At 55.1% G+C, this 14482-nt stretch carries 14 protein-coding genes; all 14 read right to left on the bottom strand.

The features are described from left to right. Nucleotides 1–86 precede the first annotated feature (86 nt). Nucleotides 87–1592, bottom strand: coding sequence for a sodium/proton antiporter NhaB (gene nhaB, locus ACUN9X_RS02910; RefSeq protein ID WP_260039129.1), 1506 nt, complete (start codon nucleotides 1590–1592; stop codon nucleotides 87–89). A gap of 542 nt (nucleotides 1593–2134) precedes the next feature. Next, the gene (locus ACUN9X_RS02905) at nucleotides 2135–2773 is read right to left on the bottom strand and encodes a hypothetical protein (protein WP_260039130.1); all 639 of its coding nucleotides are present in this window, start codon (nucleotides 2771–2773) and stop codon (nucleotides 2135–2137) included. Nucleotides 2774–2815: 42 nt separating this feature from the next. Continuing rightward, on the bottom strand, nucleotides 2816–4648 hold the full coding sequence (gene glmS, locus ACUN9X_RS02900; protein ID WP_445472132.1) for a glutamine--fructose-6-phosphate transaminase (isomerizing): 1833 nt from the start codon (nucleotides 4646–4648) through the stop codon (nucleotides 2816–2818). Nucleotides 4649–4690: 42 nt separating this feature from the next. After that, the gene (gene glmU, locus ACUN9X_RS02895) at nucleotides 4691–6058 is read right to left on the bottom strand and encodes a bifunctional UDP-N-acetylglucosamine diphosphorylase/glucosamine-1-phosphate N-acetyltransferase GlmU (protein ID WP_445472131.1); all 1368 of its coding nucleotides are present in this window, start codon (nucleotides 6056–6058) and stop codon (nucleotides 4691–4693) included. Nucleotides 6059–6217: 159 nt separating this feature from the next. Continuing rightward, nucleotides 6218–6637, bottom strand: a complete 420-nt coding sequence (locus ACUN9X_RS02890; RefSeq protein WP_260039133.1) for a F0F1 ATP synthase subunit epsilon — start codon at nucleotides 6635–6637, stop codon at nucleotides 6218–6220. Nucleotides 6638–6673: 36 nt separating this feature from the next. Beyond that, nucleotides 6674–8065, bottom strand: a complete 1392-nt coding sequence (gene atpD, locus ACUN9X_RS02885) for a F0F1 ATP synthase subunit beta (RefSeq protein WP_260039134.1) — start codon at nucleotides 8063–8065, stop codon at nucleotides 6674–6676. 54 nt (nucleotides 8066–8119) lie between these two features. Beyond that, nucleotides 8120–8983, bottom strand: a complete 864-nt coding sequence (gene atpG, locus ACUN9X_RS02880) for a F0F1 ATP synthase subunit gamma (protein ID WP_445472130.1) — start codon at nucleotides 8981–8983, stop codon at nucleotides 8120–8122. A 74-nt stretch (nucleotides 8984–9057) separates the two neighbouring features. Continuing rightward, nucleotides 9058–10602, bottom strand: a complete 1545-nt coding sequence (gene atpA, locus ACUN9X_RS02875; protein WP_260039136.1) for a F0F1 ATP synthase subunit alpha — start codon at nucleotides 10600–10602, stop codon at nucleotides 9058–9060. Between the two features lie 28 nt (nucleotides 10603–10630). Further along, a complete protein-coding gene (locus tag ACUN9X_RS02870; protein WP_260039137.1) occupies nucleotides 10631–11167 on the bottom strand; it encodes a F0F1 ATP synthase subunit delta in 537 nt (178 codons plus the stop codon). A gap of 12 nt (nucleotides 11168–11179) precedes the next feature. Next, the gene (locus ACUN9X_RS02865; protein ID WP_260039139.1) at nucleotides 11180–11650 is read right to left on the bottom strand and encodes a F0F1 ATP synthase subunit B; all 471 of its coding nucleotides are present in this window, start codon (nucleotides 11648–11650) and stop codon (nucleotides 11180–11182) included. Between the two features lie 68 nt (nucleotides 11651–11718). Further along, nucleotides 11719–11973, bottom strand: coding sequence for a F0F1 ATP synthase subunit C (gene atpE / locus ACUN9X_RS02860; RefSeq protein ID WP_260039141.1), 255 nt, complete (start codon nucleotides 11971–11973; stop codon nucleotides 11719–11721). A 61-nt stretch (nucleotides 11974–12034) separates the two neighbouring features. Next, nucleotides 12035–12907 carry a F0F1 ATP synthase subunit A gene (gene atpB / locus ACUN9X_RS02855; protein WP_260039143.1) on the bottom strand — a complete coding sequence of 291 codons (873 nt, stop codon included), beginning with the start codon at nucleotides 12905–12907 and terminating at the stop codon, nucleotides 12035–12037. 19 nt (nucleotides 12908–12926) lie between these two features. Further along, nucleotides 12927–13325 (bottom strand): F0F1 ATP synthase subunit I, encoded by a 399-nt coding sequence (locus tag ACUN9X_RS02850; protein ID WP_260039145.1) that lies wholly within the window; start codon nucleotides 13323–13325, stop codon nucleotides 12927–12929. Between the two features lie 266 nt (nucleotides 13326–13591). Then, the gene (locus ACUN9X_RS02845; RefSeq protein WP_260039147.1) at nucleotides 13592–14467 is read right to left on the bottom strand and encodes a ParB/RepB/Spo0J family partition protein; all 876 of its coding nucleotides are present in this window, start codon (nucleotides 14465–14467) and stop codon (nucleotides 13592–13594) included. Nucleotides 14468–14482 lie beyond the last annotated feature (15 nt).

The raw sequence follows: 14482 nt of genomic DNA, 5'->3' as shown, positions 1-14482 counted from the left end.
CAGCAAGCCTTTGGGGTATTCATCACAATGCGGGATTACGCCGTGTCCGGACACAGCGCCCGCCTGAAAAGCATCTTGGGTCTCTATTACGTCAGGTAAACCACACACAACAGGCCGACCGAACCCATCACCAGGGTGTACGGCAGCGCCATCAAGACCATACGACCGTAGGAAAGCCTGACCAGCGGCGCGATGGCGGATGTCAGCAGGAACAGGAACGCCGCCTGTCCATTTGGCGTGGCCACGCTGGGCAGGTTGGTACCGGTGTTGATCGCGACCGCCAACTGCTGGAAATGCGCCTCCGAGATATGGCCATCCAACAGCGCCTGTTTGATCTCACTGATATACACGGTTGCCACAAACACGTTATCGCTGATCATCGATAACAGGCCGTTCGCTACAAAAAACATGCCCGGCTGCTCGGAAGCCGGCAACGACAACACATAGTCGATGATGGGCTTGAACAGGTGCTGGTCGTGGATGATCGCCACCACCGCGAAAAACACCACCAACAACGAGGTAAAGGGCAAGGCTTCCTGAAACGCCTTGCCAATCTGATGCTCATCGGTCACACCCGTAAACGAGGTGATCAGCACGATAACCAGTAGCCCGATCAGGCCAACTTCAGCCACGTGAAAGGCCAGACCGAAAACCAACACGACCGCCGCCATCCCCTGAACCCAGAGCGCGGCGCGATCAGACGGAGTGCGACGTGCGCGCTCGTTAGCCGCGAACTCTTCCAGCACCTGTCTTACCGGTTTGGGCAAACGGGCGCCGTAACCAAACCAGCCCATTTTTTCGAGCAGCAGGCAGGTGAGAAGACCCGCTATCAGCACCGGTATACTGACTGGCGCCATACGCAGGAAGAATTCGCCAAAATCCCAGCCCACAACCTTGGCGATCAGCAGGTTTTGCGGTTCGCCTACCATGGTCGCGACGCCGCCAAGCGCCGTACCCACGGCACCGTGCATCAGCAGGCTGCGCAAAAAGGCGCGGAACTGCTCCAGATCTTCCCTGTGCAATTCGATAACGTCGTGGTCACTGCCGGAATTGTGATCGTCATGCTGATAGCCCTTACCGGAGGCCACTTTGTGGTAGACCGAGAAAAAGCCCACCGCCACGCTGATAATGACGGCCGTCACAGTCAGGGCATCCAGAAATGCCGACAACACCGCTGCAACCAGACTGAATAGCAACGACAGGGTGGATTTGGACCGCACCCCCACCAGAATCTGGGTAAAGGTCACCAGCAGCAGGTCTTTCATGAAATAAATGCCCGCCACCATGAACATCAACAGCATGATAACCGGCAGGTTATTGAGCACCTCAAGATAAACCGCATCGGCAGAGGTCAGTCCGATGATCAGCGCTTCTGTTGCCAGCAGTCCGCCAGGTAGCAGCGGGTAGCATTTCAGAGCCATCGCCAGGGTAAAGATAAACTCGGCCACCAATAACCAGCCGGCAACAACCGGCCCTAGTGTCCACAGTACCAGCGGGTTCACCACCAGAAATAACAGGATAGCCTGCTTGTACCAGGTAGGCGCATTGCCAAGAAAGTTTGCGGCAAAACCGCCTATTATTGTTGATGGCATGATAATTATTCTATTCAGTCAGAGGGTTAAGACTCGGAGAAAAGGCTATCCGTTATCGAAGCATCAGCCATTGCAGCGATACTCCGGTGAGCCCGAAGCGACTACACCCCGTGTCCCGGGTATACGGGCTCGTAAACAGGGCGCGGAATTGTACCAGAACCGGCTCGTGTTTGGCACCGGAGTTGAGCAAATTACAACCAGTTATGACCAGAGCAATACGGTATTGTGGAATCGTAATATAGCGCTCGGGGCCTTCAGTAATGGGCGTTAGCCGGTTAATTCTTCAAGCTTGTCATCAAATAATAGTGGTTATCATTTGCATTAATCAAAGCCATATACCATTCTCCAGAAAGTAGCCGCTAATGGAGGGGAATAAGTATGAGTGATTCAGTGATATTGATGGCCGGATCGCCGGTGTCTCTTTGCAATGCGTGGAAAAGGTTGCGGACCGAAACCTGCCCCGCGCATGCGGCACCCAGGAAGCGACAAACCCGGGGCAGTGCCTCATCAAAGAGCGACTCCGGCTCGCGGCAAATGTCAGGCTAACCTTCGAGCTGGCCCGGGTAATCCTGATAAATCTCGACACACCAGGAGAGCCCCAGAGCAAGCAGAACAAGCCCGATTGCCAGCTTGAGCTTGACCTCGGGCACTGACTTCATGCGCCCGTGTAATACCAGCGCCACAGCCGTTACGGCGCTAATTCCCGCAGCGACACCCCACAGAACCTGGTTCCAGGCCGCCGTTGCGGCTCCGATGGGCAGCACAACCACAACGATTTCCGCCGCTTCTACTACTGAACTCTTTGCCATGACCAGAAACACAAACGGGGAAAATGCCTGAACGGCAGCTTCCGCGGTGGGCGACACCTTCAGCTTGCCTAAAGGATCTTCTGCCCAACGTGGACGCTTATTGGCAATCAGCCGGCGTATAGATTTCTGGGTCCAGTGCAGGCCCATGGCCGTCAGCAGAAAGGCAGCCAATACCCTTAGCCAGAAAACGGGTAGCATCTGGTTCAACGGAAGAAGGGTGATGGCCAGAACAGCCACCAGTACATGACCGATCACAACCGCGGTCAGTGCTTCCCGGGGGTACCCGGCCCGCACAATGGCGTAGGCGATCACTGCGGTCTCAAAAAACTCAACCGCAGTGCCGGTAAATGCAGCAATAAATGGCGAGATCATGCACTTTCCCTGTGCGATATCAGACTTGCGCGTCAGTGCCCGTTATTCAACGGTGACACTCTTGGCGAGGTTCCTTGGCTGATCAACGTCCGTACCTTTGAGCACGGCCACGTGGTACGACAGCAACTGGAGCGGAATCGTATACACGATCGGCGCGGTAATCGGGTGCACCTCAGGAATCGCCATGACGTGAGTACCGTCTTCATTCGCCAGGCCTGCGGCACCGTCAGCAAATACAAACAGCTCACCGCCCCGGGCCCGGACTTCCTCGAGGTTTGATTTCAGCTTTTCGAGCAGGGTGTTGTTCGGCGCAATGGTGACTACCGGCATTTCGCTATCGACCAGCGCCAGTGGGCCATGCTTTAGCTCACCCGCCGGATAGGCCTCGGCGTGGATGTAGGAGATTTCCTTGAGCTTGAGCGCTCCTTCGAGCGCGACAGGGAACAAGGTACCGCGCCCCAGGAACAGGCTGTGGTTCTTGTCCATAAAGGCACGGCTCATGTCTGCAATCTTGCTATCGAGTGCCAGCACCTGCTCAACCTGGCCCGGGAGCTTGCGAAGCTCGCGTACGATTTCCGCCTCTTTTTCCTGATCAAGACCATTGTGGCGCGCCAGCGCGAGGGTGAAGATCAACAGTGCGGTCAGCTGGGTAGTAAAGGCCTTGGTGGACGCAACACCAATTTCGGGACCAGCCTGCGTCATGATCACCAGATCCGATTCCCGAACCAGAGAGCTGCCCGGCACATTGCAGATAGCCAGGGCGGCACGGAACCCGGCTTCTTTTGCCTGACGCAGTGCCGCCAGAGTATCGGCGGTTTCACCCGACTGGGAGATACTCAGGAACAGGGTGTCCTTCTGGATCACGTGTTTGCGATAGCGATATTCCGATGCCACCTCAACCGAGCAGGGCACGCCTGCCAGTTCCTCGATCCAGTATCGGGCGACCATACCGGCATGATAGCTGGTACCACAGGCGATGATCTGAACGTGACGGATGTCGGCCAGAAGATTCTCTGCGGCCGTTCCCAGTGCCTGTTCCAGCACCCGGCTGTCAGTCAGGCGGCCTTCCATTGTGGCCTGGATGACTTTGGGCTGCTCGTAGATTTCCTTGAGCATGTAATGACGGTACTCGCCCTTGTCTGCGGCATCCAGGCCGTACTCAAAGCGATTGACTGCGCGCTCCGCTTTGGCTCCGGTCTTGTCCCAGATCTGCACAGCATCCTTGCGGATTTCTGCAATGTCGCCTTCTTCAAGGAACATGAAACGGTCGGTTACCGGCAAAAGCGCGAGCTGGTCGGAAGCAATAAAGTGCTCACCAATGCCTACACCTACGACCAGTGGGCTGCCTTCCCGGCAAACGATCAGGCGGTCCGGCTCATCTGCACGCAGAACCGCCAGGGCGAATGCACCCCGTAGCTCGGTGATCGCGCTGCGAACAGCCGAAAGTATGTCGCCCTGGGTGCGATAATAGGATTCAACCAGATGTGCCACGACTTCGGTGTCAGTCTGGGAGGTAAAGACAAAGCCCTCACCCTTGAGGCGTTCCCGCAACTGCTGATAGTTTTCAATGATACCGTTGTGAACAATCGCCAGCCGATCGCCCGACATGTGGGGGTGTGCATTGATTTTCGATGGTTCACCGTGGGTCGCCCAACGCGTGTGCGCAATACCGGTGACGCCCTTATGCCCGGATTTGGCCAGGACATCGCCAAGGGCGCTGACCTTGCCCACTTCCCGTTCCCGCATAATATTGCCGTCATTACCGAAAATCGCCATACCGGCGGAGTCGTAACCCCGGTACTCGAGACGGCGAAGGCCTTCCAGCAGAATTTCCTGGACGTCCCTCTCAGATACTGCACCTACAATTCCACACATCGTGTTGTTCCTGTTAATCCGTAAGGCGTTGTCGACGCTGATTTACTGCTTGCGGGGTCGTTGCCAGTTTTGAATATTACGCTGCTTACCGCGGGCGACAGCCAGCTCTTCCGGTTCAACATCCCGGGTAATGGTAGAGCCGGCCCCTATGGTTGCGCCTTCAGCGATCGTCACCGGTGCGACCAGTGACGAATTGGATCCGACGAATACACCGTTGCCAATGCGCGTCTGGAACTTATTGACTCCATCATAGTTGCAGGTGATGGTCCCTGCACCCACATTCACATCGCGTCCCAGCTCAGCATCACCGACGTAGCTCAGGTGGTTAATTTTACTGCCTTCCCCGACAATTGCCTTTTTGGTTTCGACAAAATTACCAACCTTGGTATTACGCGCCAACTCGGTGCCTGGACGCAACCGCGCGAAAGGACCTATGTGGGCGCCTTCACCGACCTGCGCGCCATCGATTACCGAGTTGGCTTCGATAACGGCGTCATTGGCGATTGAGGCATTGCGTATCAGGCAGTTAGGGCCAATGGATACCCGATTTCCAAGCGTGACTTCACCCTCAAACACCACATTGATATCGATCGTGATGTCCTGCCCAATTGTCAGCGGCCCGCGCACATCGACCCGGGCAGGATCCGCCAAAGTCGCCCCTTCCGTCATTAGTCTGCGAGCTTCATTCAACTGATACCAGCGTTCAAGCTCCGCAAGTTGCTGGCGATTGTTGACGCCCTGCACTTCATATTCGGTTTCGGGATGGGCGACCTTCACTTCGATGCCACGCTCAACTGCCATCGAGATAACATCGGTCAGATAATACTCGCCCTGGGCATTACTGTTGGAAAGCTGGGGCAGCCAGTCTTTCAGATGCCGGGCAGAAACCGCAAGAATGCCGGTATTGACCTCGTTAACCGCCAACTGCTCCGCTGACGCGTCCTTCTGCTCGACGATCGCGAGCACCTTGTTTTCGGCATCCCGCAAGATACGGCCGTAGCCATCCGGATTATCCAGCCGCACCGTTAGCAGACCAATCGACTGATCACTGACCTGATCCGCAAGATGCGCCAATGTGTCCTGTCGGGTCAGCGGTACATCACCGTAAAGAATCAGCACCCGGGCATCATCCGGGAGCTGAGGCAATGCCTGGGCGACGGCGTGACCGGTACCCAGTTGCTCCGTTTGCAACGCCCACTGAATATAGTCCGCCGGCGTTACCTCACGCACCTGGTCCGCGCCATGACCGATAACGCCGTGAATGCCGGTGGCACCCAGCGAGCGAGCCGTACCAATCACATGATGGAGCATCGGCCGGCCGGCCACTTTGTGGAGCACTTTGGGGAGTGCGGATTTCATCCGCGAGCCTTGTCCGGCGGCGAGAATAACAACGTGCAGTGGTTGCGTCATAACAATCGGTTTTCCTTCGACGGTCCGTTGGTTGCAACAGTGCGGACACAATACCTTGTCCAATAGCCAAAAAAAAAGCCGCCCCCTGTCATAACGTTACCTAAACCGGTCGTTACTTCAGGATGCGGCCTTTTCAGAGCCTGATATACAGCAGTGGTCTTAGCGGTGGTTGCGAAGCTGCTGGATCGTTCTCAGCATCGCAGTCGCTTCAGCCAGTTCTACGGCAGCACGGCTGTACTCAAATTCACTGGTCTGATTCGCCAGTGCTTTCTCTGCTTCGCGCTGCGCTTCAAGCGCCGCTGCCTCGTCCACATCCTTGGCACGAACAGCAGTGTCCGCAAGCAGTGTCACCACTGTAGGCTGAACTTCCAGGTAACCACCGGAAACGTAGAGGATCTCCTCTTCGCCACCTTGCTTGATCACACGTACCGGACCCGGCTTGAGCTGAGTCAGCAGTGGTGTGTGACCAGGCGCAATACCCAGATCACCTTCCGAACCGGCCGCGATAAGCATCTCGACCCGCCCGGAAAAGATCTTTTGTTCAGCACTGACGACATCACAATGTAAAGTCATAGCCATCTTCTTAGCCTCTTTGATCGGTCAGGAAACAGGGCCTTACTTCTTCTTGGCCTTCATTTCCTTCGCTTTCTCGACGGCTTCCTCGATTGTGCCGACCATGTAGAACGCCTGCTCAGGCATATCATCATAGTCACCAGCCAGAATCCCTTTGAAGCTGCTGATAGTCTCTTTCAGAGAGACATACTTACCGGGTGCACCGGTGAAGACTTCAGCAACGTGGAACGGCTGCGACAGGAAACGCTCAATCTTACGGGCGCGGGCAACGGTCAGTTTGTCTTCTTCTGACAGTTCGTCCATACCCAGGATCGCGATGATGTCCTTGAGTTCCTTGAAGCGCTGCAGGTTGGTCTGAACGCCACGAGCTACTTCATAGTGCTCCTGGCCGATGACCAGTGGATCCAGCTGACGAGAGGTGGAATCCAGTGGATCGATCGCAGGGTAGATACCCTTGGACGCAATATCACGGCTCAGTACCACTGTCGCATCAAGGTGCGAGAAGGTGGTCGCAGGTGACGGGTCAGTCAAGTCATCCGCAGGAACGTAAACGGCCTGCACCGACGTGATCGAACCATCTTTGGTTGAGGTGATACGTTCCTGCAGCTGGCCCATCTCTTCTGCCAGAGTCGGCTGATAACCTACCGCAGAAGGCATACGACCCAGCAGTGCCGATACTTCGGTACCTGCCAGCGTATAACGGTAAATGTTATCAACGAACAGCAGAACGTCACGGCCTTCGTCACGGAACTTCTCGGCCATGGTCAGGCCGGTCAGTGCCACACGCAGACGGTTCCCCGGGGGCTCGTTCATCTGGCCGTAAACCATCGCGACCTTATCGAGAACGTTAGACTCCTTCATTTCGTAGTAGAAGTCGTTACCTTCACGGGTCCGCTCACCGACACCGGCGAATACCGAAAGACCGGAGTGCTCTTTGGCGATGTTGTTGATCAGCTCCATCATGTTGACGGTCTTACCAACACCCGCACCACCGAACAGACCGACCTTACCGCCCTTCGCAAACGGGCAGATCAGGTCGATAACCTTGATGCCTGTTTCCAGCAGATCAGCAGAAGCTGCCTGGTCAGCATAACCCGGTGCTTTACGGTGGATCGCCCAACGCTCTTCTTCACCGATTTCACCGGCTTCGTCGATAGGACGACCCAGAACATCCATGATCCGACCCAGGGTTTTGGTGCCAACCGGGACGGAAATAGGTGCGTTGGTGTTTTCTGCCTTCAGGCCACGCTTGAGGCCTTCGGTGCTACCCATGGCGATGGTACGAACGATACCGTCACCCAGCTGCTGCTGGACTTCCAGAGTCGTCTCGCCACCTTCAAGCAGCAGCGCGTCATATATTTTTGGCACTGAATCCCGTGGAAATTCCACGTCGATTACCGCGCCAATGATCTGAACGATGTGTCCGCTACTCATGCTCAGTTCCTCGTTATCTTAAAAGTCATAAAAACCAGTTGGATCGTGGGGTCATCAGACCGATGCTGCACCGCTCACGATTTCCGAGATCTCTTGGGTAATGGCGGCCTGACGGGCTTTGTTATACGCCAGCTGCAAATCACCAATGATGTCACCTGCGTTATCAGTCGCGCTCTTCATCGCAATCATTCGCGCGGCCTGTTCACAAGCCAGGTTCTCCATCACACCCTGATAAACCTGAGATTCGATAAAACGTGTCAAAAGACCATCGAGAATCGGGCGAGCGTCTGGCTCGTAAACGTAGTCCCACTGGTTCTTACTCACGTCTTCGTCTTCATCTGCGGGCAATGGCAGAAGCTGCTCAACCGTCGGGCTCTGAGTCATGGTGTTAACAAAAGAGTTACTCACCAGATACAGGCGATCGATCGTGCCTTCTTCGAACGCATCCAGCATCACTTTGACGTTGCCGATCAGTTGCTCGGCACTGGGTGAATCACCCAGATGCGTCAGCGCTGCAATCACGTTTCCGCCATAGTTACGGAAAAAGGATGCGCCTTTCTGTCCAATAGCGCAGAGATCGGTTTCGACCCCTTTTTCCTTCCATTGCCGCATATCCCTGATAAGCGCCTTGAACAGGTTAATGTTCAGGCCGCCACACAGGCCGCGATCCGTTGACACCACAATGTAGCCCACGCGCTTAACTTCACGCTCAACCATAAAGGGGTGCTGATACTGGGCATTTGCCTTGGCAATGTGCCCGATTACCTGACGCATCTTTTCAGCATACGGGCGTGTCGCCTGCATGCGTTCCTGAGCTTTGCGCATTTTGCTCGCCGCAACCATTTCCATGGCGCTGGTGATCTTCTGCGTGCTCTTGATGCTGGAAATCTGGTTACGTATTTCTTTTCCGACGGCCATAACTCACTGCCTTTTCAAGTTAGACACCCGAGCCTGAAACTAACGCGGCCCGCTGTTAAAAGCGGGCCCGTGCTTTACCAGGACTGAGTGGTCTTGAATTTCTCGATTGCAGCTTTCAGGCCCGCAGCGATGTCATCATTGAAATCGCCTTTCTCGTTGATCTTGGCCAGGAGCTCAGTTTGTTCGCTGCGCATCCAGCTCATCAGGGCTGCTTCAAAAGCAACAACCTTCTCAACATCAACGTCATCCAGGAAGCCTTCGTTGGCTGCGTACAGAACGGTGCCCATTTCAGCCACCGACATCGGGCTGTACTGGTTCTGCTTCATCAGTTCGGTAACACGCTGACCATGCTCAAGCTGCTTACGGGTTGCTTCATCCAGGTCAGATGCGAACTGGGCAAATGCCGCCAGTTCCCGGTACTGAGCCAGAGCCAGACGAATACCGCCACCCAGCTTCTTCATGATCTTGGTCTGCGCTGAACCGCCAACCCGCGAAACCGATACACCTGCGTTCATCGCCGGACGGATGCCGGAGTTGAACAGGTTGGTTTCCAGGAAGATCTGACCATCGGTAATGGAGATTACGTTGGTCGGAACGAAGGCGGACACGTCACCAGCCTGAGTTTCGATGATCGGCAGCGCGGTCAGAGAGCCTGTTTTGCCCTTCACTTCGCCGTTGGTCATCTGCTCTACGTACTCGGCGTTTACGCGGGATGCGCGCTCCAGCAGACGTGAGTGCAGGTAGAAAACGTCACCAGGATAAGCTTCACGTCCTGGCGGACGACGCAGCAGCAACGAGATCTGACGGTAAGCAACGGCCTGTTTACTCAGGTCGTCAAATACGATCAGGGCGTCTTCGCCACGGTCACGGAAGTATTCACCCATGGAAGTACCGGCATAAGGTGCCAGGAACTGCATGGCCGCAGGGTCAGCTGCGCCGGCTGCAACGACGATGGTGTGATCCATCGCGCCGTGCTCTTCAAGCTTGCGCACAACCGCTGCAATAGAAGACTGCTTCTGGCCAACAGCGACATAGATACACTTGATGCCGCTGTCTTTCTGGTTGATGATCGCATCGATCGCAACCGCCGTTTTACCGATCTGACGGTCACCGATAATCAGCTCACGCTGTCCACGGCCGATTGGCACCATGGTATCGATAGCCTTGAGACCTGTCTGAACAGGTTCATCGACCGACTGACGTGCGATAACGCCCGGTGCGACTTTCTCGATCGGTGCGGTCAGCTCATTGCCCAGCTCACCTTTGGCATCGATCGGGTTACCCAGCGCATCAACAACGCGGCCCAGTAGCTGCTCGCCAACGGGGACTTCCAGGATGCGACCGGTGCAACGCACCTTCTGGCCTTCGGCCAGGTCTTCGTAATCACCCAGAACAACCGCACCGACAGAATCACGCTCAAGGTTGAGCGCCATGCCGAAGATACCGTTGTCAAATTCAATCATCTCACCGTACATAACGTCGGCAAGACCGTGGACCAGCACGATACCGTCCGATACGGACAGGATGGTGCCTTCATTGCGTGCTTCAGAAGAGATATCGAGCTGTTCGATTCTCTTCTTGATGATGTCACTGATCTCGGATGGATTCAGTTGCTGCATGCCTTTATCCTCAAACCTTGTGCTGAAATCAGGAGCCCAGTGCTTCGGTCAGCTTGGCGATCTTTCCGCGTACAGAGGCGTCGATAACCGTATCGCCAGCGCGAATAACCACACCACCAATCAATGACTGGTCGACCTTCGTTGCAAGACTCACTTTGCGATCCAGTTTCCTAGACAGTGCCTCAGCCAGCGTCTTCTGCTGTGCTTCAGACAGCTCATACGGCGCACTCACCTCAACATCCACACTGCGCTCGATGTTCGCACGGTAGGTGTCGTAGAGGCTGGAAATCTCCGGCAACAGCGGCAAGCGCTGGTTTTCGGACAGGATAGAAATAAAATTCCTGAACGGCTCGGAAACTGAGTTGTCGTAAAGGTTGACCAGAAACTCTGCCTTGCGCTCTTCGGTCAGGCTGGGGTTCCCCAGCAGACCGCGCATGTCACTGTCAGCCGTTGCCTGTGCTGCAAAGGTTAGCGTGTCAGCCCACTCAGCCAGTTGATTCTGGTCCTGAGCGGTCTGAAAAGCCGCTTTGGCATAGGGTCGGGCCAGCGTTGTCAGTTCTGCCATGATGAACCTCTTTTAGAGTTCTGCTGCCAGCTTATCCAGCATCTCGCTGTGCTTGTTGGCATCGACAGAGCTTTCCAGGATCTTCTCGGCGCCCGCAATTGCGATAGCAGCAATTTCTGCACGCAACGCTTCCCGGGCCTGATTACGCTCCTGCTCAATTTCGGCTTTGGCCTGCTCAATCAGCTTCTGGCCTTCCTTGCGGGCGTCATCTTTCGATGCTTCCACAATCTGGGCCGCCCGCTTGTTAGCCTGCTCAATCAAAGCAGCGCCTTCCTGCTTGGCTTCACGCAGCTCCTGAGCCGCTTTGTCTTGCGCGAGCTCCAGGTCACGTGCTGCCCGATCAGAGGCCGCAAGACCGTCAGCGATCTTCTTTTGTCTCTCCTGCAGGGCCGCCGTAATAGGAGGCCAAACATACTTCATGCAGAAGACGACAAAGATAAAGAACGCGATGGCTTGACCGATTAGCGTCAAATTAATGTTCACGTCTTCACCTCGCCTGTCGTTAAAAAACGTTCAAATCCGGTTCGCCCCGTAAAAACGAGGCGAGCCAATTAACCGACTTGAGCGAGGAACGGGTTAGCGAAGGTGAAGAACAGTGCGATACCAACACCGATCATGGTGACGGCGTCCAACAGGCCTGCAACGATGAACATTTTGACCTGCAGCATCGGTGTCATTTCTGGCTGACGAGCAGCACCTTCAAGGAACTTGCCACCCAGGATACCGAAGCCAATGGCGGTACCCAGGGCACCCAGACCAATCAGCAGCGCAACGGCAATCGCGGTCATTCCAACTACAGTTTCCATGATAACTCCCAGTTTTCAGTTAGTAGGTTTTCAAGTTTTGGGTTTTCGGTTTAGTTAAAGCTTAATGGTTATCTTCGTGCGCCATACTCAGGTACACGATGGTCAGCATCATAAAGATGAAGGCCTGCAGCGTGATAACCAGAATGTGGAAAATCGCCCAGGGCACAGACAGCGTCCATTGTGCCCACAGGGGAAGCAGTGCAATCAGGATAAACAACAATTCACCGGCGTAAAGGTTACCGAACAGACGTAGCGCAAGTGAAACAGGTTTGGCCAGCAGACTCACACCTTCCAGCAGGAAGTTGACTGGCACCAACAGGATCTTGAGGAAAATATTATCCGAAGAGAAAGGATGCATGGTCAGCTCACTCATGAAGCCGCCAACACCTTTTATCTTGATGCTGTAGAAGATAATCAAAAGGAAGACAGACAGTGACATACCCAGCGTCACGTTCACATCGGTGGTCGGTACCACTTTCATGTACTCAACACCGGCAGCGTGGAACAGCCACGGCAGGAAGTCGACAGGAACCAGATCCATCAGGTTCATCAGGAAAATCCAGCAGAAGATGGTCAATGCCAGCGGCGCGATGACCTTGTTGCGACCGTGGAAAGTCTCTTTAACACTGGTGTCCACGAACTCAACCATGACCTCTACGAAGTTCTGCAGGCCGCCCGGGGTGCCGCTGGTCGCTTTCTTGGCGGCCATCCGGAACAGCCCCAGGAAAATAACGCCCAACAACACAGACCAGCCCAGCGAGTCCACGTGAACAGCCCAGAAGCCCATATCGGACGCTTCTGCCGCATTTTTCGCGATTGTCCAGGTGCTGTCGTTCAGCACAGAGCCGTCAGCGCGCTCGTACCCCGCCGGCAAGTTGCCATAGGTCAAGTTCTGAAGGTGGTGCCGGATGTATTCTGATGCAGTGCCTGCCATAGTGCTCTCTCAGGTCCTGTTAGCGTCGCTGCGGTCGGCCACTTGCAAGAAGTGGCGTCAGCCAGTTGATCACTAGCATGATCGCAAATGTTAGAAAAAGTGCTGCCACATCAAGTGGCTGAATCCATTTAAAGGCCATCGTAAAAAAGACGGCACTCAGGATGAGCTTTCCGGCCTCACCCTGATAAAAAGAGCTGACAATCTGTTTCGCGGAGCGCGCGCCAGCGTGGCGAAAGGCTTTTCTCGCGAAATACGCGTTGGGAAGCACAAAAATAAAGCCCCCCACCAGTGCTGAGTATGCGGCAACATTTCCTCTGACCCAAAAGGCCAGAGCAATCAGGACGACCATGAAGGTCTGAAAAACAAGCCACCTCAGGACGGGCGGACGATGGATACCCTGTGTCTTAACATTCGCCATCTTTGTCCCAGCATCAACGGTGGCAGGAACCCGACCTGATTGACGGTCCGCCTGCACATAAGCGCCGCAGATTATATGTTTTCGAGTGTAATGAATCAACCAAACAGGGCAGAGAGCACGCCGGATTGCCCCGATTTGGCGCGCGCAGTGCACAGGCTAGTTATCCCATGAGAAACATGACACTAGATGTAGTGTCTTTAACCAGAAAGCGTCGCCTTTAGTGACATAAGCTAGCGTTGCAATTGGGCGTGATGACAGCGGCCAAATTACTTTATATGGCCCAAAATCCCATCGAGCTCATCAAGCGAGCTGTATTCTATAACCAGTTTTCCCTTACCCCGGTTGCCATGGTCGATCTTGACACTGGCGCCCAGTCGGTCCGCAAGATCATCCTGAAGGCGGCGAATATTCGGATCCACCTCGCTCTTGCGCGATTTCTGCTCGGGGTTTTCCTGTTGAATACGGCGCACCAGGGCTTCGGTCTGACGCACGCTCAGTGATTTGGCGACGACCTGCCGGGCGATCTGCATTTGCTGCTCAGGCGGCAAGGTCAGCATGGCGCGACCATGCCCCATCTCCAGGTCGCCATGTTCGAGCATCACCCGCACATCCTCAACCAGTCCGATCAGTCTCAACAGGTTGGTAATGGTAGTGCGTGATTTGCCCACAGCTTCGGCAACCTGTGCCTGAGTCAGTCCGAATTCATCCTGCAGGCGCTGGAGAGCAAATGCTTCTTCGATGGGATTAAGGTTTTCGCGCTGAATATTCTCGATCAGCGCCATGGCAATCGCGGCTTCGTCAGGCACATCCCGGATAATGGCCGGAATCCGGTCGAGTTCCGCGAGCTGCGTGGCGCGCCAGCGACGTTCGCCGGCAATCAGTTCATAGCTGCCTTCTGCCAGAGGACGGACCACAACTGGCTGCATCACACCCTGTTGACGAATCGAATCGGCAAGCTCCTGCAGGGCGGTCTGATCCATGTCACGCCGGGGCTGGTAACGACTCCGCTGGATCAGGTCGACAGGGATTTCCCGCAGCTGGCCGTCGTGCTCGTTAACTTCGCCACGATCCATGTTGACCTTGGAGCCCGCCAGTAACGCGCCCAGACCACGCTCACCTAATCCTCGTTTTTTCGCCGCCATGGTGTCTGTCATTCT

It is taken from the genome of Marinobacter sp. V032 (assembly GCF_052645435.1).
The sequence above is the reverse complement of the archived record's forward strand: the minus strand, read 5'-3'. Positions and strand labels throughout refer to the sequence as shown.

Coding starts and splice junctions, on each gene's coding strand:
- atpE (WP_260039141.1), bottom strand. CDS start 11,973: ATGGAAACTGTAGTTGGAATGACCGCGATTGCCGTTGCGCTGCTGATT.
- atpA (WP_260039136.1), bottom strand. CDS start 10,602: ATGCAGCAACTGAATCCATCCGAGATCAGTGACATCATCAAGAAGAGA.
- atpG (WP_445472130.1), bottom strand. CDS start 8,983: ATGGCCGTCGGAAAAGAAATACGTAACCAGATTTCCAGCATCAAGAGC.
- glmU (WP_445472131.1), bottom strand. CDS start 6,058: ATGACGCAACCACTGCACGTTGTTATTCTCGCCGCCGGACAAGGCTCG.
- nhaB (WP_260039129.1), bottom strand. CDS start 1,592: ATGCCATCAACAATAATAGGCGGTTTTGCCGCAAACTTTCTTGGCAAT.
- atpD (WP_260039134.1), bottom strand. CDS start 8,065: ATGAGTAGCGGACACATCGTTCAGATCATTGGCGCGGTAATCGACGTG.
- ACUN9X_RS02850 (WP_260039145.1), bottom strand. CDS start 13,325: ATGGCGAATGTTAAGACACAGGGTATCCATCGTCCGCCCGTCCTGAGG.
- atpB (WP_260039143.1), bottom strand. CDS start 12,907: ATGGCAGGCACTGCATCAGAATACATCCGGCACCACCTTCAGAACTTG.
- ACUN9X_RS02870 (WP_260039137.1), bottom strand. CDS start 11,167: ATGGCAGAACTGACAACGCTGGCCCGACCCTATGCCAAAGCGGCTTTT.
- ACUN9X_RS02845 (WP_260039147.1), bottom strand. CDS start 14,467: ATGGCGGCGAAAAAACGAGGATTAGGTGAGCGTGGTCTGGGCGCGTTA.
- glmS (WP_445472132.1), bottom strand. CDS start 4,648: ATGTGTGGAATTGTAGGTGCAGTATCTGAGAGGGACGTCCAGGAAATT.
- ACUN9X_RS02905 (WP_260039130.1), bottom strand. CDS start 2,773: ATGATCTCGCCATTTATTGCTGCATTTACCGGCACTGCGGTTGAGTTT.
- ACUN9X_RS02890 (WP_260039133.1), bottom strand. CDS start 6,637: ATGGCTATGACTTTACATTGTGATGTCGTCAGTGCTGAACAAAAGATC.